This is a genomic window from Pseudomonas sp. ML96 (assembly GCF_000761545.1).
Classification (GTDB): Bacteria; Pseudomonadota; Gammaproteobacteria; order Pseudomonadales; family Pseudomonadaceae; genus Aquipseudomonas.
The window spans coordinates 88,976-113,061 of sequence record NZ_JPMY01000046.1; the positions used below are offsets into that span (position 1 = coordinate 88,976).

Consider the following 24,086-nt stretch of genomic DNA (forward strand, 5'->3'; position numbering starts at 1 on the left):
GCGCAGGCCGAGGGTGGCCTTGCTGTCTTCGATGAAGCCACCGGCGGAAGCCTGCTGCGCGACTGCAGCAAGGGCGACGGCGAGGGCCAGGGTCGACTTGTTCATGAGGTGCTCCAGGTATTTTCTTGGTCTGCTTGTGGGCTTGGGGTCACTGCCCCTTGTAGTTATTCGGCTCGGTGCAATGCTCCGGCACCGGCTTGGCGGCAAATGTATGAGATTTTGGTAAGCCCAAAAAAGAATTATTTTTCAGTTTTATGAAACAAAAAGGAATATATCGTGACCAACTGGTCTATAAGCTAATTCCTGAAAATTATTTGCTGGCTGTTTTTTAGATCGACTAGATTTCATCGACCGGACCACCGGACTTCTCGCTTCTCCACCCGAAGTTTCCGTGTTCCGCCGCCTCGTCATGGCCGGGACGCCCTATCGAGAGCCCCACCATGTCCCGTCATCCCCTATCCCGCCGCACCCTGCTCGGCCTCGGCCTGAGTCTCGGCCTGCTCGCCGCCGTACCCGCCCAGGCGGAAACCGCGCTGCGCATCGGCTACCAGAAATCCTCCACCTTGATCAGCCTGCTGAAGAGCCAGGGCAACCTGGAAAAAGCCCTGGCCGCCCATGACATCAAGGTCAGCTGGCATGAGTTCGCCAGCGGCCAGCCGCTGCTTGAGGCGCTCAACGTCGGCAACGTGGATATTTCCGCGGACGTCGCCGACACCGTGCCGGTATTCGCCCAGGCCGCCGGCGCGCAGCTCGCCTACTTCGCCCGCGAGACGCCCTCGCCGTCCGCCCAGGCGATTCTCGTGCGCGAAGGCTCGCCACTGCAGAACCTGGCCGAGCTCAAGGGCAAGAAGGTGGCAGTGACCAAGGCTGCCGGCGCCCACTACCTGCTGATCGCCGCGCTGGCCAAAGCCAACCTGAAATTCAGCGATATCCAGCCGGCCTACCTGACGCCCGCCGACGGCCGCGCCGCCTTCGAGAACGGCAAGGTCGACGCCTGGGTGATCTGGGAACCCTTCCTCAGCGCCGCCCAGCGCCAGCTGCCAACCCGCACCCTGGCGAGCAGCCAGGGCCTGGCCAGCTACCAGCGCTACTACCTGACCAGCACCCGCTTCGCCAAGGAGCACCCGCAGGTGCTGCAGACCGTCTACGGAGAGCTGGCCAAGGCCGGCAAGTGGCTACGCGCGAACCCGGCCGAGGCAGCGAAGATCCTCGGCCCGCTGTGGGGCAACCTCGATCCCGCCATCGTCGAGCAGGCCAACAGCCGTCGCAGCTATGAAGTCCGTCCGGTAGAGAAGAACGGCCTGGGCGAACAGCAGAAGATCGCCGACGCCTTCTTCGCCGAGGGCCTGCTGCCCAAGCGCGTGAATGCCAGCGACGTCGCCGTCTGGCAGCCGGAGCCGCGCGATGCCCAGTGAAGCCCGGCAACTGCACCCCAACGCCGAGACGCTGCTCGATGCGCGGCTGTTCCCGGTCGACTTCGGCAATCTCACCGCCAAGGTCGAGCGCCTGGCGCGCAAGCTCGGCGAGAACGCGGTCGCGCGAGATCGCCAGGGCGGCCATGCGCGCGCCGAACGCGAGCTGATCCGCGACAGCGGCCTGCTCAGCCTGGCCATCCCGCAACGCTTCGACGGCCAGGAAAAGTCCTGGCCGGAGATCTACCGCATCGTCCGCCACCTGGCCGCCGCCGACAGCTCGCTGGCCCACCTGTTCGCCTTCAACCACCTGCAGGTGGCGACCATCCTCCTGCACGGCAGCGCCGAGCAGCAGCGCCACTGGCTGACCCGCGCGGTGCGCGAGCGCTGGTTCTGGGGCAACGCCACCAACGGCCGCGACCTGGGCCTGAGCCTGGAGGCGCGTGAGGAACACTTCGAGCTGAACGGGCGCAAGTCGTTCTGCTCCGGCGCCCTCGGCGCCGACGCGCTGGTGGTCAGCGCGCCACGCGGCGCCAGCGAGCGGGTATTCGTCGTACTGCCGGCGCAGCGTGAAGGCCTGGCGATCAACGACGACTGGGACGCCTTCGGCCAGCGCCAGACCGACAGCGGCACGGTGCAGTTCGAGAACGTCTTCGTCGACCGCGACGAGCTGCTGCTCTCCGGCGGCCAGAGCCCGCGCAGCAGCCTGCGGGTCTGCGTGTCGCAGCTGATCCTCACCCAGCTCTACCTGGGCAACGCCCAGGGCGCATTGGACGGCGCGCTGCGCTACGTGCGCGAGCAGGCGCGACCATGGGCCGGTGCCGGCGTCGAAGCCGCGGTGGAAGACCCCTTTATCCAGAAACGCTATGGCGAGTTGTGGCTGCTCTATCGCGGCGCCCTGCTGCAGGCCGAACTGGCCGCCGAGCGCCTGCAGCAAGCCTGGGACAAGCCTGCGCTGGGCACTGCGGAACGCGGCGAGGTGGCTCTGCTGATCGCCGAAGCAAGGGTCGCCTCGGCGCGCGCGGCGCTGGAGATCACCAGCCAGGTGTTCGAGACCATGGGCGCCCGTTCGACCGCCTCGCGCTATGGCTTCGACCGCTTCTGGCGCAATGTGCGGGTGCACAGCCTGCATGACCCGCTGGACTACAAGGTGCGCGACATCGGCCAATGGCTGACCAGCGGCGTAGCGCCGACGCCCTCGCTGTATTCCTGACAGGCAACTGAAGCGGGAGCCGTCCATCTGGGCGGCTCCCGCTTTTGCATTCAGCCGGCAGCCAGCAGTGCCTGCAGCCGCGCGCGCTCCTCACCGCTCAGACGAGGCAGCTGGCGTTCGATGCTGTGCAGCGGCTCCTCCAGTGGCAGGTTGAGGTGCTCCGGCAGGATCTCCTCGTCGCCACTGACCAGCAGGGCGAAGTGGATGACGTTCTCCAGCTCGCGGGTATTGCCGTGCCAGGGATGGCTCTCCAGAGCCGTCTGCGCGGCCGCGCCTATCTGCGGAATCGGAAGACCCAGGCGCTGGGCATAGATGCCGAGGAAGTATTCGGCCAGCGGCAGGATGTCGCCGGGCCGCTCGCGCAGAGCCGGCAACGGCAGGCGGCCGTCGTCGAGGTAATGCAGCAGGCGTTCGTTGAACTTGCCGGCGGCCACTGCCTGGGCCAGGTCGATGCTGGTCGCCGCGACCAGGCGCACATCCACGGGCGTGGCATGCGCACTGCCGACACGCAGCACCTCGCGGGTCTCCAAGGCGGCCAGCAGCTTGTCCTGCAGGGCCAGCGGCAAATCGCCGATCTCGTCCAGGTAGAGGGTGCCGCCGTTGGCCGAGCCGAACCAGCCGGCGCGGCTGCTGGCGGCGCCGGAATAGGCGCCGGCGGCGTGGCCAAACAGCTCGGCCTCACCCCACTGCGGGCTAATGGCGCCGCAACTGACGGCGACGAACAGGCCGCCGCGCTCGCTCTCGCGGTGGATATGCCGGGCCAGCAGCTCCTTGCCGGTACCGGTCTCGCCGCTGATCAGCACCGGCAGTTCGGCCGCAGCCAGGGCATTGGCCCGTTCGCGCAGCTGGCGCGAGCGCGGGTCGACGAACACCAGCGCCTTGGCGCGGATGCTCAGTGGGCTCTTCTCGGTATCGGCAAAGGTCAGCAGGGCCTGCTGAGGGGAGGCGGGGCGGCTCATGGGGCAATCTCTTGTCGAGGTGAGCCGGCGCCGGGCGGCGGCTCAGATAGGAATGGGATGGTGTCGCCGCGCGCGCAGGCGCGACACGCGGGGACAAGGGCTCATGCGCGCAGGCGCTCCAGCTGTTCGATCTGCCGTTGCAGGCGGTACAGGTAGGCGAAACCCTGTTCCCAGCGCTGGTGGCCGGACTTCACGTTGATGTGCCCGGCGCCCGGCAGGATCGCCGCCTGGGCGCCCCAGTCGCGAGCCATCTGCAGGGCACGCGCGGCACTGGCGGCGTGGTCGTTGTCCGAGCCCACCAGCAGGCTGGGGAACGGCAGCAATTCGCGGGAGATCGGGGCGAAACCCTGCAGGGCCTCGGGGCAGTTGGCGCGCTCGACATCAGCCGGCGCCACCAGCAGGGCGCCACGCACCTTGCGCAGCGAACTCAGCGGCGCCTGGGCGGCCCAGCGGGCGACGGTGATGCAACCCAGGCTGTGCGCCACCAGGATCAGCGGGCCGCGGGCGGCGACCACGCGCTGTTCGAGCGCGGCAACCCAGTTGTGCGGATCGGGATTGTTCCAGTCCGCCTGCTCGACCCGGCTAGCGTGCGGCAGGCTGCGCTGCCAGTGGCTCTGCCAATGGTCGTCCGGCGAACCCTGCCATCCCGGCAGGATCAGGTAACTGGTGGTCTGGCTGGCCATGGTGGGCCTCCTTCATAACGTTCCGGAGGCCAGTCTAGGCAGGGAGAGATCGAGTGTTAAGGAATAAGAATTCATTTGCTTATTCCTTTGTGCACAAATTCAGCCCAGTACGATGCAGTCCTTGCCCTGCCGCTTGGCCTGGTACATGGCCGCATCCGCCCGCGCGTAAAGGTCGTCCAGCTCGTCGCCCTCGCCGAGCACGGTGATGCCCTGGCTGATGGTCACGCCGAAACTGCCCTCGTCGGCGGGGAACTGCAGACGCTGCACCTCGCGCTGCAGACGCTCGGCCACCTGGCGCGCCTGCGTCGCATCGCAGTTGGGGAAGATCACCGCGAACTCCTCGCCGCCGATGCGCCCGAACAGATCGTCGCGGCGCACCACGTAGGCGCCGCAGTGGGCCACGCGCTGCAGCACACGATCGCCCATCTGGTGGCCATGGCCGTCGTTGATCTTCTTGAAGTCGTCGATATCCAGCAGCAGGAAGGCCAGCGGCCGGCTATTGGCCTGGGCCTCGGCGAACAGCTGCTCGGCATGCTCGAAGAAGTGCCGGCGATTACTCGCGCCGGTCAGCACGTCGCTGGTGGCCAGGCGGTGCAGTTCGCTCTGCAGGGCCTTCTTCTCGGTGATGTCCTCGGCGATGCCGACAATCAGCGATTGCCCGCCGAACAGGTTGGGCGGGCTGATGAAGCACTTGTCGCTGAGCCAGCGCACCTCGCCATCGGCGCGAATGATGCGGTACTCGCGCTGCTCCACCGAGCCGACCTCGAGCACCGACTGCAGGCTCTGCTCGGCGTACTCCATGTCGTCCGGGTAGATGCTGTTGCGCCACTCGTCGAAGTCGGACAGCAGCAGCGCGGCACTGCGGCCGAACACGCGCTCGTAGGCCGGGCTGACGTAGACCATCTTCTGCTGTTCCCAGTCGAAGGCCCACAGCACGGCATTGACGCTGCCCAGCAGGCTGCTGACCAGCAGTTCACGTTCGCGCAGGCGCTCGACCTCGCCCCGGCTGTGCAACAGCGCCAGGGTAAGAGTCTCCAGCTCGCTGGGAGCCTGCTCGTTGTCGTCCATCGGACGCCGCCTCGTGAGATTCATCGCTACTGGGTTCATGGCTACAGACTATGCGCGCCAGCGCACCGCTGGCGATGCCTGGGAAGCCTGCTTGTGACGAGCGGCAGGAATTTGAGTTCCGTCTTTAAGCGGCGGGAACCCGCGTGAAATTCTGCGGTATCAACGCCGATATATACTCAGAAAGAATAAATAAATCGTTAAATATTCTTTTTAAGCCTAAATCATCTCCCCCTAATATCCGCTCCACGCCCACCTCGGGCCCCAATTCATAGGAGCAGATCATGAGCGCCACTCTCAGAAGCGTCGAAGGCCAGGAAGAAGCCAGCATCCTGCGCGAAATCCAGTCCGCCCTGCACAACCTGCGCTTCGGCGCCGTCGAGATCACCGTGCACAACGGCCAGGTGGTGCAGATCGAACGCAAGGAAAAATTCCGCCTGCAGGCCCAGAACGGCAAGCAAGCCTGATTCACACCGAGCATCTCCCCGCTCCGGTCGTGCGCCGTAGACGCAGGCCGGGGCAAACCTCAGAACGCCAACACCCAAGAACAACACCGAGTATTCAGGAGTAGCACCATGTCCATCCGTCGTTTCGCTCTGGCCGCCCTGGCCTCCGCCCTGTTCGCCGGCCAGGCCGCCGCGGCCACCGAACTGCTCAACGTGTCCTACGACCCGACCCGCGAGCTGTATCAGGAATACAACGCTGCCTTTAACAAGTACTGGCAAGCCAAGGGCCACGAGGCCGTGACCGTACAGCAGTCGCATGGCGGCTCCGGCAAGCAGGCCCGCGCCGTGATCGACGGCCTCAAGGCTGACGTGGTGACCCTGGCCCTGGCCGGCGACATCGACGAACTGAACAAGCTCGGCAAGCTGATCCCCGAGGACTGGCAAGCCCGCCTGCCGCAATCCAGCACTCCTTACACCTCGACCATCGTGTTCCTGGTACGCAAGGGCAACCCGAAAGGCATCAAGGACTGGGGCGACCTGACCAAGAGCGGCGTGGAAGTCATCACCCCGAACCCGAAAACCAGCGGCGGTGCGCGCTGGAACTTCCTGGCCGCCTGGGCCTGGGCCAAGCAGCAGTACGGTAGCGAAGCCAAGGCGCAGGAATACGTGCAGGAGCTGTACAAGCACGTACCGGTGCTGGATACCGGCGCCCGCGGCTCGACCATCACCTTCGTCAACAACAAGATCGGCGACGTGCTGCTGGCCTGGGAAAACGAAGCCTTCCTGGCTCTGAAAGAACAAGGTGGCGACCAGTTCGAGATCGTCGCACCGAGCCTGTCCATCCTGGCCGAGCCGCCGGTGGCCGTGGTCGACAAGAACGTCGACAAGAAAGGCACCCGCGAAGTCGCTACCGCCTACCTGCAGTACCTGTACAGCGAGGAAGGCCAGCGCATCGCCGCGAAGAACTTCTACCGTCCGCGTGACGAGAAGGTCGCCGCCGAGTTCACCAAGCAGTTCCCGAACCTGAAACTGGTCACCATCGACAGCGATTTCGGTGGCTGGAAGAGCGCGCAGCCGAAGTTCTTCAACGACGGCGGTGTATTCGACCAGATCTACCAAGCTCAGTAAGTCCATGCCACGGGCCGACAGGGGTTAGAATCCCCGGCCCGGTAGCAGATAACGCAAGGGAAGCCTCGGCTTCCCTTCGTTGCGCCAAGGAAGCGGTGGCCACCGCCACCTTTTCCGAGCATTCCTGATTGCTCAACAACCAGGCAGATAAAGGACAGACAATGTCACGCCGTATCTCCCCCGTCATACCCGGCTTCGGGCTGACGCTGGGCTACACCCTGGTGTACCTCAGCCTGTTGGTGCTGATTCCCCTGGCTGCCATGTTCATCAAGACCTTCGACCTCACCTGGACGCAGTTCTGGAACATCATCAGCGCTCCCCGCGTGCTCGCCGCGCTCAAGCTCTCCTTCGGTACCGCCTTCGCCGCCGCTCTGGTCAATGGCGTGATCGGCACCCTGCTGGCCTGGGTCCTGGTGCGCTACCGCTTCCCCGGGCGCAAGATCATCGAAGCGATGATCGACCTGCCGTTCGCCCTGCCCACTGCCGTAGCGGGCATCGCCCTGACCGCGCTGTACGCGCCGGCCGGCCTGGTCGGCCAGTTCGCCACCGACCTCGGTTTCAAGATCGCCTACACCCCGCTCGGCATCACCCTGGCACTGACCTTCGTCACCCTGCCGTTCGTGGTGCGGACCGTGCAGCCGGTGCTGGCCGACATCCCGCGTGAAGTGGAAGAGGCCGCCGCCTGCCTGGGCGCCAAGCCGCTGCAGGTGTTCCGCCACATCCTCCTGCCGGCGCTGCTGCCGGCCTGGTTGACCGGCTTCGCCCTGGCCTTCGCCCGTGGCGTCGGCGAATACGGCTCGGTGATCTTCATCGCCGGCAACATGCCGATGAAGACCGAGATCCTGCCGCTGCTGATCATGGTCAAGCTCGACCAGTACGACTACACCGGTGCCACTGCCATTGGCGTGCTGATGCTGGTGGTGTCCTTCGTCCTGCTGCTGCTGATCAACCTGCTGCAGCGCCGTATCGAGACGCCTTGAGGAGCCCGCCATGTCTAGTGCATCCCTGACTGCGGCAGCTGCCGCCAATGCGTCCCGCCGTGGCAACGTGCTCGGCCGTCGCGTCCTCATCGGTCTGGCCTGGCTGGCCTTCGCCCTGTTCCTCCTGCTGCCACTCTACGTGGTGCTCAGCGAGGCGCTGAAGCTCGGCCTCGGCACCTTCTTCGAGGCCATCATCGAGCCGGACGCGCTCGCCGCGCTGAAGCTGACGCTGATCGCCGTGGCCATCTCGGTACCGCTCAACGTGGTGTTCGGCGTCGCTGCCGCCTGGTGCGTGACCAAGTTCGAGTTCCGCGGCAAGAGCGTGCTGGTGACCCTGATCGACCTGCCGTTCTCGGTGTCGCCGGTGATCGCCGGCCTGATCTACGTGCTGATGTTCGGCGCCCAGGGCTGGTTCGGCCCGTGGCTGTCCGACCACGACATCCAGATCGTCTTCGCCGTGCCCGGCATCGTCCTGGCCACCCTGTTCGTCACCTTCCCCTTCGTCGCCCGCGAACTGATCCCGCTGATGCAGGAGCAGGGCACCCAGGAGGAAGAGGCCGCGCGCCTGCTCGGCGCCAACGGCTGGCAGATGTTCTGGCACGTGACCCTGCCGAACATCAAATGGGGCCTGATCTACGGCGTGGTGCTGTGCACCGCGCGGGCCATGGGCGAGTTCGGCGCGGTGTCGGTGGTGTCCGGGCACATCCGCGGCGTCACCAACACCCTGCCGCTGCACGTCGAGATCCTCTACAACGAATACAACCACGTCGCCGCCTTCAGCGTCGCCAGCCTGTTGCTGCTGCTCGCGTTGATCATCCTGCTGCTCAAGCAGTGGAGCGAAGCACGTCTGTCCCGTCTCAAGTCGAATGCCGACGAGGAATAACTCATGTCCATTGAAATCCGTAACGTCAGCAAGCACTTCGGCGCCTTCCGCGCCCTCAACGACATCAACCTGGACATCCGCAGCGGCGAACTGGTCGCCCTGCTCGGCCCGTCCGGCTGCGGCAAGACCAGCCTGCTGCGCATCATCGCCGGCCTGGAAACCCCGGATAACGGCAGCATCGTGTTCCACGGCGAAGACGTCTCGCAGCACGACGTGCGCGATCGCAACGTCGGCTTCGTGTTCCAGCACTACGCCCTGTTCCGCCATATGACGGTGTTCGACAACGTCGCCTTCGGCCTGCGCATGAAGCCCAAGGGCGAGCGCCCGAGCGAGCCGGAGATTGCCGAGAAGGTCCACGAACTGCTCAACATGGTGCAGCTCGACTGGCTCTCCGACCGCTACCCGGAACAGCTCTCCGGCGGCCAGCGCCAGCGTATCGCCCTGGCCCGCGCCCTGGCGGTGAAGCCGAAGATCCTGCTGCTCGACGAACCCTTCGGCGCCCTCGATGCCAAGGTGCGCAAGGAGCTGCGCCGCTGGCTGGCGCGCCTGCACGAGGAGATCAACCTGACCTCGGTGTTCGTCACCCACGACCAGGAAGAAGCCATGGAAGTGGCCGACCGCATCGTGGTGATGAACAAGGGCGTGATCGAGCAGATCGGCTCGCCGGGCGAGGTCTACGAGAACCCTGCCAGCGACTTCGTCTACCACTTCCTCGGCGACTCCAACCGCCTGCACATCGGCGGCGACGAGCACCTGCTGTTCCGCCCGCACGAAGTGTCGCTGTCACGTCAGGCGGTCGAGGAACATCGCGCGGCAGAAGTGCGCGACATTCGCCCGCTCGGCGCCATCACCCGGGTGACCCTCAAGGTCGACGGCCAGGAAGAGCTGATCGAGGCCGAAGTGGTCAAGGATCACGACAGCCTGAGCGGCCTGGCCCGCGGCGAGACCCTGTACTTCAAGCCCAAGGTCTGGCAACAGCACAGCTCGTTCTGAGCCCGTGCTCTGCGCCGTACTCCCCTCCCCAGGGAGTACGGCGGCTCCGCCGGTCTGGCGGCGCCAAAATCATGATGCAAATCACTCTTTTGGCTCATCCTTTGCTATGGCAAGGGCAGTAGGCTTTTGCCACGCTTGCCAACGGCCCGCAGGCCAACCGAACCATACGCGTCGACAAGAATAATAAGGAGCGACCGGGGATGAATCGTAGTCCTTTGATTCGACTGTTGTTTTCCATAACGCTAGGGATTATGGCCGCCCTCTCGACCATGGCCCAGGCGGCTGCCATGACCGCTGCCGAGCAGGTCCAGGTGTATGCCAGCCGAGCCACCAGCAGCCTGCTACTGGTCCGCGGCGAGGGCTTCCAGGAAGAGCATCTGCAGCGTCTGGAGAAGGATATCGCCGACCTGGAGACCGCCTCCCAGGCGGCCATGAGCGCCAGTTCGGAAATACCCGGATTGACCAACAAACTTGTTACCCAGTTACGCCTGGGTGTTTCCTTTGGCCCCAAAGAAGACGACATGCCCTGGGACTACCCCCAGGATCTGGCCCAGTCGCTGCGTGAACTGCTGACCGTGGCCCGTGCCGTGCCCAACGCCGATCCGCTCGGCGAGCTGCCGGCGCAAGTCGAATACCTGGCCGTGCAATACCTCAGCCGCTCCTACGTCGGCAGCTTTGAAATCGCCCGCGAGCAGACCGACAACTACGTCGGCCAGGACGAGCGCACCCTGGTGCCGAAGATCGACAAGGAGCTGGGCGGCATGGACGGCAAGAGCAACCCTGCCCTGGCCAAGCTGCAAACCCGCTGGAAGTTCCTGCGCGCCGCGTTGATGGACATGAACAGCGGCAGCAACACCCTGGCCAGCACCTCCGGCCGCGCCTTCGCGCCGACCACCGTGGACCGCCATGCGCGCTCCATGACCGCGCAGTGGATTTCCCTGGGCCAGGTCGCCGGCCAGTAAACCGCCACACTCGACATCCCCTGAAAAAGCCGGGCCACTGCCCGGTTTTTTCATGCCCGCTCGCCGCGATACTCGCGCGCCGCCAGCAGCAGCCAGTCGCGGAAGGCGCGCAGGGCGGCCGACTCGACCTTGCGCTCGGGAATCATCAGGCGGTAGGCCTTGTCGCTGCTCAGCAGCGCCGCCGGGTGCGCCAGCACCAGCCGCCCCTCGGCCAGCTCGCGCTCGATCAGGAAGGGGGGGATCAGCGCCACGCCCATGCCGTGGCTGGCCGCCTGGGCCAGCATGGAGAACAGCTCGTAGCGCGGCCCACTCAGATCGCGCGACACGTTCAGCCCCTGACCAGAGAACCACTGGCGCCAGGCGTAGGGCCGGGTGCTCTGCTGCAGCAGCGGCAGGGTCGCCAGCTCGGCGGCGCTGAACTGCTCGCGCCCGGCCAGCAGCTCGGGGCTGCACACCGGCTGCGGCTCCTCGGGCATCAGCACATGGGCCTCGGTACCGGACCACTCGCCGTCGCCGAAGTAGATGGCGGCATCGAAACCGGTATCGGCGAACAGGAAGGGCCGCGTGCGGTTGGTCAGGTGCACCGTCACTTCCGGGTGCAGGCGCTGGAAGTCTTTCAGCCGCGGCACCAGCCACTGCGTGGCGAAGGTCGGTACCACTGCCAGCTCAAGGCTTTGGGCACCCTGCTGGCCCATCGCGGCCAGGGTGTCGCGCTCCACCGCGTCGAGCTGCGCGGCCACCTTGCGACTGTAGGCAAGGCCCGCCTCGGTCAGGCGCACGCCGCGCCGCGAGCGGCGGAACAGCTCGATGCCGAGGAACTCCTCCAGCCCGGCGATCTGCCGGCAGATCGCGCTCTGGGTCAGCGCCAGTTCGTCGGCGGCGCGGGTGAAGCTCTGGTGGCGAGCGGCCGACTCGAAGGCCACCAGGGCGGCGGTGCTGGGGATTCTGCGGCGCATCTATGCGTAGACCTCAAGCTGTAGCGCAAAATTTGCCCATTCAGGCTATCTCGGAGTGAGTTATTCGCACAACAGCATGCGAAATCCTCGTTTGCCCATGGCCGCCACGCCGCCTAGTCTCTCTCCATCGTCCGGCCAGCGCCGGTTTCCACTGCCCCCGTTTCGAGGATTCGCCCATGGCCGCCAAGGCAAGCTTCAACTGGATCGACCCGCTGCTGCTGGACCAGCAGCTGACCGAGGAAGAGCGCATGGTGCGCGACAGCGCCCAGCAGTTCGCCGCCGCCAAGCTGGCCCCGCGCGTACTGGAAGCCTTCCGCCACGAGAAGACCGACCCGGCGATCTTCCGCGAGATGGGCGAGACCGGCCTGCTCGGCGCGACCATTCCCGAAACCTACGGCGGCAGCGGCCTGAACTACGTGTGCTATGGCCTGATCGCCCGCGAAGTGGAGCGCATCGACTCCGGCTACCGCTCGATGATGAGCGTGCAGTCGTCGCTGGTGATGGTGCCGATCCATGAGTTCGGCAACGAGGCGACCCGCCAGAAGTACCTGCCCAAGCTGGCCAGCGGCGAATACATCGGCTGCTTCGGCCTGACCGAGCCGAACCACGGCTCCGACCCGGGCTCGATGATCACCCGCGCCAAGAAGGTCGACGGCGGCTACCGCATCAGCGGCAGCAAGATGTGGATCACCAACAGCCCGATCGCCGACGTGTTCGTGGTCTGGGCCAAGGACGACGCTGGCGAGATCCGTGGCTTCGTTCTGGAGAAGGGCTGGGAAGGCCTGAGCGCCCCGGCGATCCACGGCAAGGTCGGCCTGCGCGCCTCGATCACCGGCGAGATCGTCATGGACAACGTGTTCTGCCCGGAGGAAAACGCCTTCCCCGACGTGCGTGGCCTGAAAGGCCCGTTCACCTGCCTCAACTCCGCGCGCTACGGCATCAGCTGGGGCGCCCTGGGCGCCGCCGAGTTCTGCTGGCACACCGCGCGCCAGTACACCCTGGATCGCACCCAGTTCGGCCGCCCACTGGCGCAGACCCAGCTGATCCAGAAGAAGCTGGCCGACATGCAGACCGAGATCACCCTGGCCCTACAGGGCTGCCTGCGCCTGGGCCGGATGAAGGACGAAGGTACCGCCGCGGTGGAGATCACCTCGATCATGAAGCGCAACAGCTGCGGCAAGGCGCTGGATATCGCGCGCATGGCTCGCGACATGATGGGTGGCAACGGCATCAGCGACGAGTTCGGCGTGGCCCGTCACCTGGTCAACCTGGAGGTGGTCAACACCTACGAGGGCACCCACGACGTGCACGCGCTGATCCTCGGCCGCGCGCAGACCGGCCTGCAGGCGTTCTTCTAAGCCTCGCCAGCCCGTCACGGCAGGCCCGCACGGCCTGCCGCTCCCCACTCTGCTGCACATCCAGGTGATCCCATGCCCGGCGCCCTATCCCATATCCGTGTCCTCGACCTGTCCCGCGTGCTGGCCGGCCCCTGGGCCGGGCAGATCCTCGCCGACCTCGGCGCCGAAGTGATCAAGGTCGAGCGTCCCGGCAGTGGCGACGACACCCGTCACTGGGGCCCGCCCTATATCAAGGACGCCGACGGCAACGACAGCCGCGAGGCGGCCTACTTCCAGTGCGCCAACCGCAACAAGCAGTCGCTGACCCTGGACTTCACCCAGGCCGAGGGGCAGCGCCTGGTGCGCGAGCTGGCGGCGCAGTGCGACGTGGTACTGGAGAACTTCAAGGTCGGCGGCCTGGCCGCCTACGGCCTCGACTACGAATCGCTGAAGGCGGTCAATCCGCGGCTGATCTACTGCTCGATCACCGGTTTCGGCCAGGACGGCCCGTACGCCAAGCGTGCCGGTTACGACTTCATGATCCAGGGCCTGGGCGGGCTGATGAGTCTGACCGGCAAGCCCGATGGTGAAGACGGCGCCGGGCCGATGAAGGTCGGCGTGGCGCTCACCGACATCCTCACCGGGCTGTATGCCACGGTCGGCGTGCTGGCCGCTCTGAGCGCCCGCGAACTGAGCGGCCAGGGCCAGTACATCGACGTGGCCCTACTCGACGTGCAGGTGGCCTGCCTGGCCAACCAGGCGATGAACTACCTGGCCACCGGCAGCGCGCCCAAGCGTCTGGGCAACGCCCACCCGAACATCGTTCCGTACCAGGACTTCCCCACCGCCGATGGCGACTTCATCCTCGCCGTGGGCAACGACGGGCAGTTCCGCAAGTTTTGCGAGGTCGCCGGGCTTCCGGCTTTGCCCGACGACTCGCGCTTTTCCACCAACAAGGCGCGCGTGGCCAATCGTGCCGAACTGATCCCGCTGCTGCGCCAGGCCACGGTGTTCAAGACCACCGCCGAATGGGTCGCGCTGCTGGAGGCGGCCGGTGTGCCATGCGGGCCGATCAACGATCTGGCCCAGGTCTTCGCCGACCCGCAGGTACAGGCCCGCGGCCTGCACGTCGATATGCGCAATGGCATGGGCAGCGTCACCCCGCAGGTGGCCAGCCCGCTGCGCCTGTCCGCCACCCCGGTGGACTACCGCCTGGCCCCACCGCTGCTCGGCGAGCACACCGAAACGCTGCTGCAGCGCCTGCTCGGCCTGGATGCCGGGCAGATCGACGATCTGCGGCGCAATGCGGTGATCTGAGCTGCGCCAGCTCTTCTAGCGGCTCGATCGAACGAGCCGCCGGTGCCTGTCTGAAGCGCCCGCCAGCGAGCCTCTCGCTGGCGTCGACAGCTGCCTCACGCACTTGGTAACAGTCATCAGCGAGCGGACATCAACCTGATTCAATTTGCTGATAGTACCTTCGAGCGATACTAAGCCTTGGTTATCCGGTCCTAAGCTGGGGTCACACCAGTCACCCCAAAGCGTGCCAATACGGCGCCGCGGAGCCCCTGACCATGTCCAATAACAACAACGGTTATCCCTCCAGCCTTTCTGCCTGGGTCACAGTCACCATCCTGATGGTCGCCTATGTGCTGTCGTTCATCGACCGGCAGATCCTCAACCTGCTGGTGGGCCCGATCCGCCGCGACCTCGATATCACCGATACGCAGATGAGCCTGCTGATGGGCTTGTCCTTCGCCCTGTTCTACACCGTGTGCGGCATCCCCCTCGGCCGCCTGGCCGACACCAAGAGCCGGCGCGGCCTGATCGCCGTCGGCGTGCTGTTCTGGAGCGCGGCCACCGCCGCCTGCGGCATGGCCAAGCTGTACTGGCAATTCCTCATCTGCCGCATCGGCGTCGGCGTCGGCGAGGCCGCGCTGTCGCCGGCCGCCTACTCGCTGATCGCCGACAGTTTCCCGCCCAACCGCCGCGCCACCGCAATGGCGGTGTACGGCATGGGCGTGTACCTCGGCTCGGGCATCGCCTTCCTGCTCGGCGGCCTGGTGATCCAGTTCGCTTCCGCCCAGGGCGACGTGCATTTGCCGGTGTTCGGCGAGGTACGCCCGTGGCAGCTGATCTTCCTTATCCTCGGCGCCGCCGGGGTGCTGTTCACCCTGCTGATGTTGGCCGTACGCGAACCGGCGCGGCGCGGTGTCGGTGCCGGCGTGGCAATTCCGCTGGCCGATGTCGGCCGCTACATCCGCAGCAACCGTCGCACCGTGCTGTGCCACAACCTCGGCTTCGCCGGCCTGTCGCTGGCCGGCTACGGCAGCGCCGCCTGGATTCCGACCTTCTACATCCGCACCTACGGTTGGGACGCCGGCCAGGTCGGCATCGTCTATGGCTCGCTGGTCGCGGTGTTCGGCTGCCTCGGCATCGTCTTCGGCGGGCGCCTGGCCGACTGGCTGGCCAAACGCGGCAACAGCGACGCCAACATGCGCGTCGGCCTGTACGCTGCGGTCGGCGCCCTGCCCTTCGTCCTCGCCTTCCCGCTGATGGCCGATGCCTTCTGGTCCTGCGTGCTGATGGCGCCGACCATCTTCTTCCTCAGCATGCCCTTCGGCGTCGCGCCGGCGGCAATCCAGGAGATCATGCCCAACTCGATGCGCGGCCAGGCCTCGGCCCTGTACCTGTTCGTCATCACCCTGATCGGCCTGGGCCTGGGCCCGACCGCGGTGGCCCTGGTCACCGACTTCGTGTTCGCCGACGACAACGCCCTGCGCTACTCGCTGCTGATCGTCACCAGCCTCGCCGTGTGCTCCTCGGTTATCCTGCTCTGGCGCGGCCTGCACCCTTACCGCGAGAGCCTGCAACGCCTGCAACAGTGGTCGCTCAACCCGGCCTGACGAGCTCCTTTCGACGCCCCAGCAAGCCCCGCCCATGGCGGGGCTTTTTCATTGGCCAGGGGTTTGATTTATGACCGCCCATTCACCCGATTGCTGCCGCCTCCAAGGCCCGCCAGTTAACGCCATTAGTACTTTCGAGCGACACGCTAAATACATCCTTGGTGCGCTTATGTGCCTGTCATCCGCTGGGTAGGGTGCGCTCAGTTGCACCCCCATTCACGGAGAGCCTCATGACAAAAACAACAAGGCCCGGAATCTTCCAGCCGCACACCCTCGCCCTGGCCATCGCCCTCGGTTCTGTCGCACCGGCGCATGCCGTCAACTTCAATATCGGGGAGATCGAGGGCCAACTCGACTCGTCCATGTCCGTCGGCGCCAGCTGGTCCACCGCCAAACCGGACAAAGACCTGATTGGTAACGCCAACGGCGGCACCGGTTACACCCAGACCGGTGACGACGGCCGCCTGAACTTCAAACGTGGCGAGACCTTTTCGAAGATCTTCAAGGGCATCCACGATCTCGAACTGAAGTACGGCGATACCGGCGTTTTCGTGCGCGGCAAGTACTGGTACGACTTCGAATTGAAGGACGAGAGCCGCCTGTTCAAGGATATCGACGACTCCAACCGCAAGCAGGCCGCGCAGTCCTCCGGCGCCGAGATCCTCGACGCCTTCGTCTACCACAACTATGCCATCGCCGACATGCCGGGCTCGGTGCGCCTGGGCAAGCAGGTGGTGAGCTGGGGCGAGAGCACCTTCATCGGTAACAGCATCAACTCGATCAACCCGATCGACGCCGCCGCCTTCCGCCGCCCCGGCGCGGAGATCAAGGAAGGCCTGATTCCGGTAAACATGTTCTACATGTCCCAGACCATTACCGACCAGCTGTCCGCCGAGGCTTTCTACCAGCTGGAATGGGACCAGACCGTCATCGACAACTGCGGCACCTTCTTCGCTGGCGCCGATGTGCTGGCGGACGGTTGTAACAGCAACTACACGATTCTCGACTCGGCCTCCGTTGCAAGCTTACGCGGCGTCAAGGCAGGTGTTGCAGGTCCTGGCGCGCAAGCACTGTTGAGTGGTGTGACCGTGGTGCCGGAAGGTTTGGTCGTGCCGCGCGGAGGGGATCGCGATGCCCGCGACGACGGTCAGTGGGGCGCTGCGCTGCGCTGGCTCGGTGACGAGGCCGAGTACGCCGCCTACTTCATGAACTACCACAGCCGCACGCCGAACGTCAGCATGCACACGGCTAATCCAGCGGTTATCAGTACTGCGCTGCAGAACCCCGCGTTCGCGCAAGCCATGTTGCTAGGTAACGGCAATTACTTCCTTGAGTATCCGGAAGATATTCAGCTGTATGGCTTGAGCTTCTCTACCACGCTGCCCACCGGCACCGCCTGGTCCGGCGAGATCAGCTACCGGCCGAACATGCCGCTGCAGATCAACGGTACTGATATGACCGCCAAACTGGCCACCGTTCCTGTAGCTGCTGCTACTGCGGCAGGTGGCGGCTTGGCAGGCCTTGCGGCCGGCTCGGCGACGGGCGATCGGGATATCCGCGGCTACAACCGCAAGGAAGTCACCCAACTGCAGACCACCCTCACTCACTTCTTCGATCAGGTCCTCGGTGCCGAGCGTCTGACCTTGGTGGGCGAAGTGGCCTACACCCGAATCGGTGGCCTGGAGAGCACCAGCGAAGTGGCCTACGGCCGCGACTCGATCTACGGCTCACCGCACGGTACTGCTGCATCGAACATCGCCGCCGCTCGCGACTACGGCTACCACGGCTTCTATACCGCCGGCTCCTGGGGTTATCGCGCCCGAGGCATCCTCGACTACAACAACGTGTTCGCCGGCGTGAACCTGAAACCGAACATAGCCTGGTCACATGATGTCGATGGCTATGGCCCGAACTTCAACGAAGGCTCCAAAGCGGTCAGCCTGGGCGTCGACGCCGAATACCTGAACACCTACACCGCCAGCCTGTCGTACACCAACTTCTTTGACGGCGACTACAACACCCAGACCGACCGCGACTTCATTGCGTTCAGCGTCGGTGTGAACTTCTAAGGGAATCGATCGAGATGAAAACAACAAAACTGATCACTGCCCTCACCCTATCGCTGCTGGCCGGCAGTGTGCTCGCCGCGGTGTCGGCGGATGAAGCCGCCAAGCTCGGCAGCAGCCTGACTCCGCTGGGCGCCGAGAAGGCCGGCAACGCCGACGGCAGCATTCCGGCCTGGACCGGCGGCCTGCCGACCAATGCCGCAACCGTACTGCCGGGTGGCTTCCTGGCCGACCCGTTCGCCAACGAGCAGCCGCTGTTCACCATCACCGCGCAGAACGTCGAGCAGTACAAGGACAAGCTGGCCGCCGGCCAACTGGCCATGTTCAAGCGCTACCCGGAGACCTACAAGATGGCGGTATATCCCAGCCATCGTAGCGTCGCCCTGCCGGACAAGATCTACGAAGCTGCCAAGAAGAGCGCCACCAACACCAGCCTGATCGAGGGCGGCAACGGTCTGAACGGATTCGCCGACAGCCGCTACTACGCCTTCCCGGTCCCGCAGAACGGTCTGGAAGCGGTGTGGAATCACATCACCCGTTACCGCGGCGGCAACCTGCAGCGCACCATCGTGCAGGCGGCTCCGCAAGCCAACGGCAACTTCACCCTGGTGCATTTCGAGGACGAAGTAGCCTTCCCCAACGACACCAAGGGGCTGGATCCGAAGAAAGCCGAGAACGCCCTGCTGTTCTTCAAGCAGCGCGTCACCGCGCCGGCGCGCCTGGCGGGCAACGTACTGCTGGTGCACGACTCCCTGGACCAGATCAAGGAGCCGCGCATGGCCTGGCTGTACAACGCCGGCCAGCGTCGCGTGCGCCGCGCCCCGCAGGTCGCCTACGACGGTCCGGGTACCGCCGCCGATGGTCTGCGTACCTCGGACAACTTCGACATGTACAACGGTGCACCCAACCGTTACGACTGGAAGCTGGTCGGCAAGCGTGAGCTGTACATCCCGTACAACAACTACCGCATCGCCTCGCCGCAGGTGAAATACGACGACATCATCCAGGCCGGCCACACCAATCAGGACCTGGCGCGCTACGAGCTGCACCGCGTCTGGGAAGTCGAAGCCACACTGAAGTCCGGCGAGCGCAACATCTACGCCAAGCGTCGCTTCTTCATCGACGAGGACAGCTGGCAGATCGCCGTGTCCGAGCACTATGACGGTCGCGGCCAGCTGTGGCGCGTAGGCCAGGCCATGCTGATCCAGCAGTTCGACCAGCAGGTGCCGGTGTACGCCTTCGAGGCCCTGTACGACATCATCGCCGGCCGCTACCTGGCCATCGGCATGGCCAACGAGGAGAAGAGTGCCGTGCGCTACGGTACCCAGGCCTCGGCCGTGGACTTCACTCCGGCTGCACTGCGCAACGCCGGCGTCCGCTGAGTTTCATCGCAACGCTGCTCCAACTTGAGGCGACCCCAGCGGTCGCCTTTTTTGTCCGCGGCAGTCATGCGGGCAACGAATTGGATAAGATCGACCTCTCGCTACAACAACTACAAGAGCCGAGGCCACGACCATGCACGACAAGGTTCGCGCCCTGCATCCGGCTGCCGCTGCGCGCCAGCCCGATCCTTCGCTGCCCCGCCTGCCGGCGGCGCATATCGCCCGTCCGCGCCTGACCCAGGCGCTGCTGTCCGGCGACAGCCGTCTGACCCTGGTCTGCGCACCCGCCGGCTTCGGCAAGAGCGTGCTGCTGGGTGAATGCGCCCGCCAGGCGCCCCATGGCACCCGCGTGGTGTGGCTCGACCTGCTCGGCCATCCGCACAGCCCGGCGGAACTGCTCGCGCGCCTCTCCGCCGCCCTGCAGCTGCCGCACAGCGACGGCGAACCCTGCGCCGAACTCGGTCTGCTGCTCGGCCGTGTCGAACAACCGCTGTGGATCATCCTCGACGACTATCCACGGCAACCCTGCGCCGAGCTCGACGAATGCCTCGACCGCCTGCTCGAACGCGCCCCACATACCCTGCGCTGGTGGATCGGCGGCCGCCGCCGGCCAGCCTGGAACCTGCCACGCCTGCTGCTGCAGGGCGACCTGCAGGAGATCGACGCCCACGACCTGGCGCTCGACGCCGGCGAACTCGAACGCCTGCTGCAACAGCGCCAGCAACGCCTGCCGGACGAGCTCGCCGCCCAGCTGATGCAACACAGCGAAGGCTGGCTGGCCGGCGTCTGCCTGCTGCTGATCGGCGGCAACGCCGACAACCTGGCCCAGCGCCTCAGCGCCGGCACGCCGTTGCTGCTCGACTACCTCGAACGCGAAGTCCTCGCGGCGCTACCGTCCTCGCTGCGCCACGCGCTGTTTGTCCTCGCGCACATGCCGCGCTTCTCCGCCGAACTGTGCGAGCACCTGCTGGAAGAACAGGGCGGCGCCGGCGTGCTGGAGCAACTGCGCCAGCGCCAGCTGTTCCTGCACAGCCTGGACAGCTGTGGCGAGTGGTTCCGCCTGTGGCAGCCGCTGGCGGCCATGCTCAAGCGCCTGCCCGGCGGCCAGGTACCCGTGCATGCGCATATCCGCGCCTGCCAGTGGTTCGCCGGCCAGGGCGCGGTGCGCGAGGCGGTGGAACATGCGCTGTGGGCCGAGCAACCGGACGTGGCGGCCAGCTACCTGCAACGCTTCGGCCAGGACCAGTTGCTGATCGGCCAGAGCGTCGCGCAGTTCCTGCACTGGCGCGACGAGCTGCCCGCCAGTCTGTTCAACAGCACGCCGCGCCTGCTCATGCTGCAGGCCTGGGCGCTGATCATCTGCACCCGCCTGGACGAGGTCGACGCCTGCCTGGCCGAGGTCGGCCGCTTCCTCCCGCAACCCACCGCCCAGCGCCAGGCGCAGCTGATCGCCCACTACCAGGCGGTGCTCGGCGTGCTGCAGCGCCAGCGCGGCCTGAGCAGCGCCCGCGAGCATTGCCTGGAAGCACTGCGCGAACTACCCGAATCGGCCTGGTCGCTGCACATCCTCTGCCAGCAGGCGCTGGCCCAGCAGGCACTGGCCGAGGGCGACCTGCCGCGCGCGCAGCAGCACAGCCACGAGGGCCTGCGCCTGGCGCGCCTGCGCGGCAACGTGCTGTTCGAGGCACTGCTCAGCGTCGACTACATCCACCTGCTGAACCTGCAGGGCGAGCACGAGCGCGCCCTGGAACACACCGAGCAATGCCTGCAATCGCTGCAGGGCGCGGCACTGCGCGGCCCGGTGCTGGCGCGCCTGCTGCTGTTGCGCGGCAATATCCTGGCTGCCCGCGGCGAGATCGAGGCGGCCCGCGAGACGCTGCAGACCGGCCTGCGCGAGGCCGAGTCCTGCGAAGACGCCTACCTGCTGTTCGGCTACCTCGGCCTGGCCGAACTGGCCACCCATCGCGACGACAGCGAGCATGCCCTGCAGCTGCTGCGTCGCGCCGAACGGCAGATGCAGTGGCTGCACGTGCCCGAGGTGCGCTATCGCGACGTCCTGCTGCTGGCCCAGGGCAACCTGTGGCTGCGCCAGGGCGAGGTGCAGCGCGCACGCCACGCCTTCCTCAGCATCTGCCGGCGCCTCGAGGGCAGCGACCATCTGGCGCCCTCCGGCTTCTACGATCTGCTGCCCCGCGCCCAGCTGGCCCTGGCCAGGGCCGACCTGGTTCTCGGCGAACAGGAAGCCGCGCTGGCCGCCCTACAGCAGCTGCACGACGGCTGTCGGCGCAGCGGCCACCACAGCCTGGCCACCCAGGTACGCCTGATCCAGGCTGAGGCGCTGCACCAGGCCGGCCGCGAGGACGAGGCCGACGCGCTGCTGCGCATCGGCGCCAGCGAAGTGCGCCGCCAGCAACAGCTGCGCCCGCTGCTGGAGCTGCAGGAGCGCGTGCCCGACTGGCTGGCGGAAGATGATCTGTGGCCACGCCAGCTGGCCAGTTGCGCGGGCAATGGCGAGCCCAGCGAGTCGCTGCTGAGCAAACGCGAACTGGCCGTGCTCGGGCTGATCGCCCAGGGCCACTCCAACCAGCAGATCGCCGAGCAGCTGTATATCTCGCTGCACACGGTGAAGACCCATGCGCGGCGGATCAACGTCAAACTCGGCGTACAGCGGCGCACCCAGGCAGTAGCCCGGGCCAAGGCCGAGGGCTGGCTGGGCTGACGGCGCTCAGCGTGCGGCCAGCACCAGCGTCTGCAGGCGCTCGCTCATGCCGCGGGCGTGGCGGCCGACCATCAGCGGTGCCAGCGGCCGCCCGGAACGGCCCAGGCGGGCGCGGCCGGTACGGTCGAAGTCGCCGAGGGCCATGCGCAGGTAGCGCCAGTCGGCACCGGCGCGGCGACCCTGGTCATCGGCCCTGGCGGCCAGTTGCGGCAGCAAGGTGGCCATCGCCGCATCCAGCTCGCCGAGCAGTTGCTGCTCGCTGCGGCTGAGGTAGGAAGCATCCGCCCCCGGCGTGGCCTCGAAGTAGCCGAGGTAAGCCTGCGCCGCATACTGTGCGCTGAGCAGTTCGAGCTTGGTTGCGACCATCAGGGGCGAGTCCTCGACCCCACCATCCAGCGCCTCGGCACCCTTGAGCAGATCGACCAGCGCGCGGCTGAGCTGCTCCGGATAGCGCCACGGCACATCTTCTTCGGCGGGGCCGAAGCCCAGGCCTTCCTGCAGGCTGGCCAGCAGCCGCGTGTAGGGCTCCTGCAGCTGCCCGCGCTGGGCCTCGGGCAGGCTCTCGAAATCCGCCTGCAGCTGCGCGCTATCGCGCCGCACTATCTCAAGGTGCTCGGCCTGCAGGCCCTCGCCACGCAGGCGGAGAAAACTGCCGACACTGCGGCAGGCATCGAGCTGGAGCAGCTCCAGCGCCAGACTTTCCTGGGCGCGCGCAGACAGGCTCAGGGCCAGGGCGCAGCCGATCAACAACAGGCGAACTACACGCATGCCGGGTCTCTTCACTGAGGGAGGATCGACACCGCCGCAAGGCGCGGCGATCGGCCGATTCTAGGGGCAAGCGTCAGGCGCGCAGGCTTCCCATATCTCATGGCCATGACCGCCGGTAATCACCGGACAAAAGAAAAGGCCCCAGGTTTTCACCTGGGGCCTTTGCATGTCTGGCGCATCCGGCGGGATTCGAACCCACGACCCCTGCCTTCGGAGGGCAGTACTCTATCCAGCTGAGCTACGGATGCGTTGCGGGGCGCAATCATACGCATCCACCTCGCGGGCGTCCATGCGGCCTGTCGCTCAGAGCTCCTGCATGTCGAAGTCGGCCTTGCTCACTCCGCAATCGGGGCACAGCCAGTCGTCCGGCACCTCAGCCCAGGGCGTGCCGGCGGGGATGCCGTCGTCCGGCCAACCCTTGGTTTCGTCGTAGATCAGGCCACAGATCACGCAGATCCAGCTCTTCATGCCGGCACCTCCTGGCGCAGCGGGTTGAGGCCGCGATCGAAATCGGCCAGCGAGGGGGAAGGCAGTGGCGGCAGGCTCTCCAGGCCGAGCAAATAGTCGCGGTACTGGTCGAGGATCACGCCGCGTGCCTCGGCGCTGATATAGGGCACGTGGTAGGCAGCGAACGGCGGCAGCACGCGCATGCCGACATAGGCCAGTGTGCCACGCTGCAGCGGGCGCAGCATGGGCTCCCAGTCGCCGTGCACGGCGGCTTCGTCGGCGAACATATGGCTCTGCCCGCCCAGGCTGAAGCTGAGCAGCGCGCGCTTGCCGGCCAGGCCGCCGCGATCATAGAAGCGCAAGCCGCCGTAGCAGGTGCCGGAGACCAGCACGCGGTCGATCCAGCCCTTGAGAATGGCCGGCACCGAGCACCAGAACAGCGGGAAATTGAGGATCAGCAGATCGGCCCACAGCAGCTTGTCCAGCTCGGCAGCGATGTCCGGCGCCAGGTGGCCGTTCTTCGCCGCTTCGCGCTGCTCCAGGGCGTAGGTCAGGTAGTCGGGGTTGCCGCGCACCTGGAAGTCAGCGGCCGAGGCCACCGGGTTCCAGTTCATCGCGTAGAGGTCGGAGACCTGTACCTGGTGACCGGCGCCCTCCAGGGTGGCGACGGCGAGGTCCTTCATGGCAGTGCAGAAGGACTGTGGTTCAGGGTGCGCGTGGACAATCAGGATATTCATGCAGTGTTCCGAAAAAGCACGGGGCCCGCAGGCCCCGGAGACGCCCG

Annotated in this window: 21 protein-coding genes and 1 tRNA gene; 14 read left to right on the plus strand and 8 right to left on the minus strand. The window is 66.2% G+C overall.

The window, feature by feature from the left end; translation table 11 throughout:
• Positions 1–440 precede the first annotated feature (440 nt).
• Together IP89_RS21860 and IP89_RS21865 are read left to right on the plus strand one after the other, a co-directional pair.
• Positions 441–1,415, plus strand: a complete 975-nt coding sequence (locus tag IP89_RS21860) for an aliphatic sulfonate ABC transporter substrate-binding protein (protein WP_043312026.1) — start codon at positions 441–443, stop codon at positions 1,413–1,415.
• Positions 1,405–2,625 carry an acyl-CoA dehydrogenase family protein gene (locus IP89_RS21865; RefSeq protein WP_043312027.1) on the plus strand — a complete coding sequence of 407 codons (1,221 nt, stop codon included), beginning with the start codon at positions 1,405–1,407 and terminating at the stop codon, positions 2,623–2,625. Before IP89_RS21860 ends, IP89_RS21865 begins: the two co-directional genes overlap by 11 nt.
• Before the next feature lie 50 nt (positions 2,626–2,675).
• Here IP89_RS21865 and IP89_RS21870 read toward each other — a convergent pair whose 3' ends face one another.
• The 3 genes from IP89_RS21870 to IP89_RS21880 all read right to left on the minus strand — a co-directional run bounded on the left by IP89_RS21870 (position 2,676) and on the right by IP89_RS21880 (position 5,335).
• Entirely contained in the window at positions 2,676–3,584 is a 909-nt protein-coding gene (locus tag IP89_RS21870) for a sigma 54-interacting transcriptional regulator (protein WP_043312029.1), read from the minus strand.
• Positions 3,585–3,685: 101 nt separating this feature from the next.
• On the minus strand, positions 3,686–4,267 hold the full coding sequence (locus IP89_RS21875) for an alpha/beta hydrolase (protein ID WP_043312030.1): 582 nt from the start codon (positions 4,265–4,267) through the stop codon (positions 3,686–3,688).
• A 99-nt stretch (positions 4,268–4,366) separates the two neighbouring features.
• Complete coding sequence (locus IP89_RS21880) at positions 4,367–5,335, minus strand: sensor domain-containing diguanylate cyclase (protein WP_043312032.1); 969 nt, start codon at positions 5,333–5,335, stop codon at positions 4,367–4,369.
• Between the two features lie 281 nt (positions 5,336–5,616).
• On the opposite strand from IP89_RS21880, the gene oscA reads away from it, so the two are divergent.
• From oscA to IP89_RS21910, 6 genes are all read left to right on the plus strand, one after another.
• Positions 5,617–5,799, plus strand: a complete 183-nt coding sequence (gene oscA / locus IP89_RS21885; protein WP_043312034.1) for a sulfur starvation response protein OscA — start codon at positions 5,617–5,619, stop codon at positions 5,797–5,799.
• Positions 5,800–5,907: 108 nt separating this feature from the next.
• Complete coding sequence (locus IP89_RS21890; RefSeq protein ID WP_043312036.1) at positions 5,908–6,906, plus strand: sulfate ABC transporter substrate-binding protein; 999 nt, start codon at positions 5,908–5,910, stop codon at positions 6,904–6,906.
• Between the two features lie 161 nt (positions 6,907–7,067).
• On the plus strand, positions 7,068–7,886 hold the full coding sequence (gene cysT, locus IP89_RS21895) for a sulfate ABC transporter permease subunit CysT (protein ID WP_043312037.1): 819 nt from the start codon (positions 7,068–7,070) through the stop codon (positions 7,884–7,886).
• A gap of 10 nt (positions 7,887–7,896) precedes the next feature.
• Positions 7,897–8,769: a sulfate ABC transporter permease subunit CysW gene (gene cysW, locus IP89_RS21900; protein WP_043312039.1), complete on the plus strand. Its 873-nt coding sequence runs from the start codon at positions 7,897–7,899 to the stop codon at positions 8,767–8,769.
• 3 nt (positions 8,770–8,772) lie between these two features.
• A complete protein-coding gene (locus IP89_RS21905; RefSeq protein WP_043312040.1) occupies positions 8,773–9,762 on the plus strand; it encodes a sulfate/molybdate ABC transporter ATP-binding protein in 990 nt (329 codons plus the stop codon).
• Between the two features lie 200 nt (positions 9,763–9,962).
• Entirely contained in the window at positions 9,963–10,724 is a 762-nt protein-coding gene (locus IP89_RS21910) for a hypothetical protein (RefSeq protein ID WP_043312041.1), read from the plus strand.
• A gap of 50 nt (positions 10,725–10,774) precedes the next feature.
• Here IP89_RS21910 and IP89_RS21915 read toward each other — a convergent pair whose 3' ends face one another.
• The gene (locus IP89_RS21915; RefSeq protein WP_043312043.1) at positions 10,775–11,680 is read right to left on the minus strand and encodes a LysR family transcriptional regulator; all 906 of its coding nucleotides are present in this window, start codon (positions 11,678–11,680) and stop codon (positions 10,775–10,777) included.
• Between the two features lie 176 nt (positions 11,681–11,856).
• Here IP89_RS21915 and IP89_RS21920 point away from each other — a divergent pair, with 176 nt between their 5' ends.
• From IP89_RS21920 to IP89_RS21945, 6 genes are all read left to right on the plus strand, one after another.
• Positions 11,857–13,038, plus strand: coding sequence for an acyl-CoA dehydrogenase (locus IP89_RS21920; protein WP_043312045.1), 1,182 nt, complete (start codon positions 11,857–11,859; stop codon positions 13,036–13,038).
• Positions 13,039–13,110: 72 nt separating this feature from the next.
• The gene (locus IP89_RS21925; RefSeq protein WP_043312046.1) at positions 13,111–14,334 is read left to right on the plus strand and encodes a CaiB/BaiF CoA-transferase family protein; all 1,224 of its coding nucleotides are present in this window, start codon (positions 13,111–13,113) and stop codon (positions 14,332–14,334) included.
• Positions 14,335–14,588: 254 nt separating this feature from the next.
• Positions 14,589–15,920 carry an MFS transporter gene (locus IP89_RS21930; RefSeq protein WP_043312047.1) on the plus strand — a complete coding sequence of 444 codons (1,332 nt, stop codon included), beginning with the start codon at positions 14,589–14,591 and terminating at the stop codon, positions 15,918–15,920.
• A gap of 230 nt (positions 15,921–16,150) precedes the next feature.
• On the plus strand, positions 16,151–17,989 hold the full coding sequence (locus IP89_RS21935) for a DUF1302 domain-containing protein (RefSeq protein WP_043312048.1): 1,839 nt from the start codon (positions 16,151–16,153) through the stop codon (positions 17,987–17,989).
• 14 nt (positions 17,990–18,003) lie between these two features.
• The gene (locus tag IP89_RS21940; RefSeq protein ID WP_043312049.1) at positions 18,004–19,368 is read left to right on the plus strand and encodes a DUF1329 domain-containing protein; all 1,365 of its coding nucleotides are present in this window, start codon (positions 18,004–18,006) and stop codon (positions 19,366–19,368) included.
• A 133-nt stretch (positions 19,369–19,501) separates the two neighbouring features.
• On the plus strand, positions 19,502–22,087 hold the full coding sequence (locus IP89_RS21945) for a LuxR C-terminal-related transcriptional regulator (RefSeq protein WP_052081180.1): 2,586 nt from the start codon (positions 19,502–19,504) through the stop codon (positions 22,085–22,087).
• A gap of 6 nt (positions 22,088–22,093) precedes the next feature.
• Here the strand turns inward: IP89_RS21945 and IP89_RS21950 are convergent, their stop codons facing one another.
• From IP89_RS21950 to IP89_RS21965, 4 genes are all read right to left on the minus strand, one after another.
• Positions 22,094–22,855 carry a hypothetical protein gene (locus tag IP89_RS21950; protein WP_043312050.1) on the minus strand — a complete coding sequence of 254 codons (762 nt, stop codon included), beginning with the start codon at positions 22,853–22,855 and terminating at the stop codon, positions 22,094–22,096.
• Positions 22,856–23,026: 171 nt separating this feature from the next.
• Positions 23,027–23,103: transfer RNA gene (locus IP89_RS21955), tRNA-Arg, on the minus strand.
• Positions 23,104–23,158: 55 nt separating this feature from the next.
• The gene (locus tag IP89_RS21960; protein ID WP_043312051.1) at positions 23,159–23,323 is read right to left on the minus strand and encodes a rubredoxin; all 165 of its coding nucleotides are present in this window, start codon (positions 23,321–23,323) and stop codon (positions 23,159–23,161) included.
• Positions 23,320–24,039 carry an NAD(P)H-dependent oxidoreductase gene (locus IP89_RS21965; protein ID WP_043312052.1) on the minus strand — a complete coding sequence of 240 codons (720 nt, stop codon included), beginning with the start codon at positions 24,037–24,039 and terminating at the stop codon, positions 23,320–23,322. The genes IP89_RS21960 and IP89_RS21965 overlap by 4 nt, the downstream gene beginning before the upstream one ends.
• Positions 24,040–24,086 lie beyond the last annotated feature (47 nt).

Bases quoted from the DNA above. Each gene is read 5' to 3' on its own strand.
- IP89_RS21860 (WP_043312026.1), top strand. From the start codon at position 441: ATGTCCCGTCATCCCCTATCCCGCCGCACCCTGCTCGGCCTCGGCCTG.
- IP89_RS21865 (WP_043312027.1), top strand. From the start codon at position 1,405: ATGCCCAGTGAAGCCCGGCAACTGCACCCCAACGCCGAGACGCTGCTC.
- IP89_RS21870 (WP_043312029.1), bottom strand. From the start codon at position 3,584: ATGAGCCGCCCCGCCTCCCCTCAGCAGGCCCTGCTGACCTTTGCCGAT.
- IP89_RS21875 (WP_043312030.1), bottom strand. From the start codon at position 4,267: ATGGCCAGCCAGACCACCAGTTACCTGATCCTGCCGGGATGGCAGGGT.
- IP89_RS21880 (WP_043312032.1), bottom strand. From the start codon at position 5,335: ATGGACGACAACGAGCAGGCTCCCAGCGAGCTGGAGACTCTTACCCTG.
- oscA (WP_043312034.1), top strand. From the start codon at position 5,617: ATGAGCGCCACTCTCAGAAGCGTCGAAGGCCAGGAAGAAGCCAGCATC.
- IP89_RS21890 (WP_043312036.1), top strand. From the start codon at position 5,908: ATGTCCATCCGTCGTTTCGCTCTGGCCGCCCTGGCCTCCGCCCTGTTC.
- cysT (WP_043312037.1), top strand. From the start codon at position 7,068: ATGTCACGCCGTATCTCCCCCGTCATACCCGGCTTCGGGCTGACGCTG.
- cysW (WP_043312039.1), top strand. From the start codon at position 7,897: ATGTCTAGTGCATCCCTGACTGCGGCAGCTGCCGCCAATGCGTCCCGC.
- IP89_RS21905 (WP_043312040.1), top strand. From the start codon at position 8,773: ATGTCCATTGAAATCCGTAACGTCAGCAAGCACTTCGGCGCCTTCCGC.
- IP89_RS21910 (WP_043312041.1), top strand. From the start codon at position 9,963: ATGAATCGTAGTCCTTTGATTCGACTGTTGTTTTCCATAACGCTAGGG.
- IP89_RS21915 (WP_043312043.1), bottom strand. From the start codon at position 11,680: ATGCGCCGCAGAATCCCCAGCACCGCCGCCCTGGTGGCCTTCGAGTCG.
- IP89_RS21920 (WP_043312045.1), top strand. From the start codon at position 11,857: ATGGCCGCCAAGGCAAGCTTCAACTGGATCGACCCGCTGCTGCTGGAC.
- IP89_RS21925 (WP_043312046.1), top strand. From the start codon at position 13,111: ATGCCCGGCGCCCTATCCCATATCCGTGTCCTCGACCTGTCCCGCGTG.
- IP89_RS21930 (WP_043312047.1), top strand. From the start codon at position 14,589: ATGTCCAATAACAACAACGGTTATCCCTCCAGCCTTTCTGCCTGGGTC.
- IP89_RS21935 (WP_043312048.1), top strand. From the start codon at position 16,151: ATGACAAAAACAACAAGGCCCGGAATCTTCCAGCCGCACACCCTCGCC.
- IP89_RS21940 (WP_043312049.1), top strand. From the start codon at position 18,004: ATGAAAACAACAAAACTGATCACTGCCCTCACCCTATCGCTGCTGGCC.
- IP89_RS21945 (WP_052081180.1), top strand. From the start codon at position 19,502: ATGCACGACAAGGTTCGCGCCCTGCATCCGGCTGCCGCTGCGCGCCAG.
- IP89_RS21950 (WP_043312050.1), bottom strand. From the start codon at position 22,855: ATGCGTGTAGTTCGCCTGTTGTTGATCGGCTGCGCCCTGGCCCTGAGC.
- IP89_RS21960 (WP_043312051.1), bottom strand. From the start codon at position 23,323: ATGAAGAGCTGGATCTGCGTGATCTGTGGCCTGATCTACGACGAAACC.
- IP89_RS21965 (WP_043312052.1), bottom strand. From the start codon at position 24,039: ATGAATATCCTGATTGTCCACGCGCACCCTGAACCACAGTCCTTCTGC.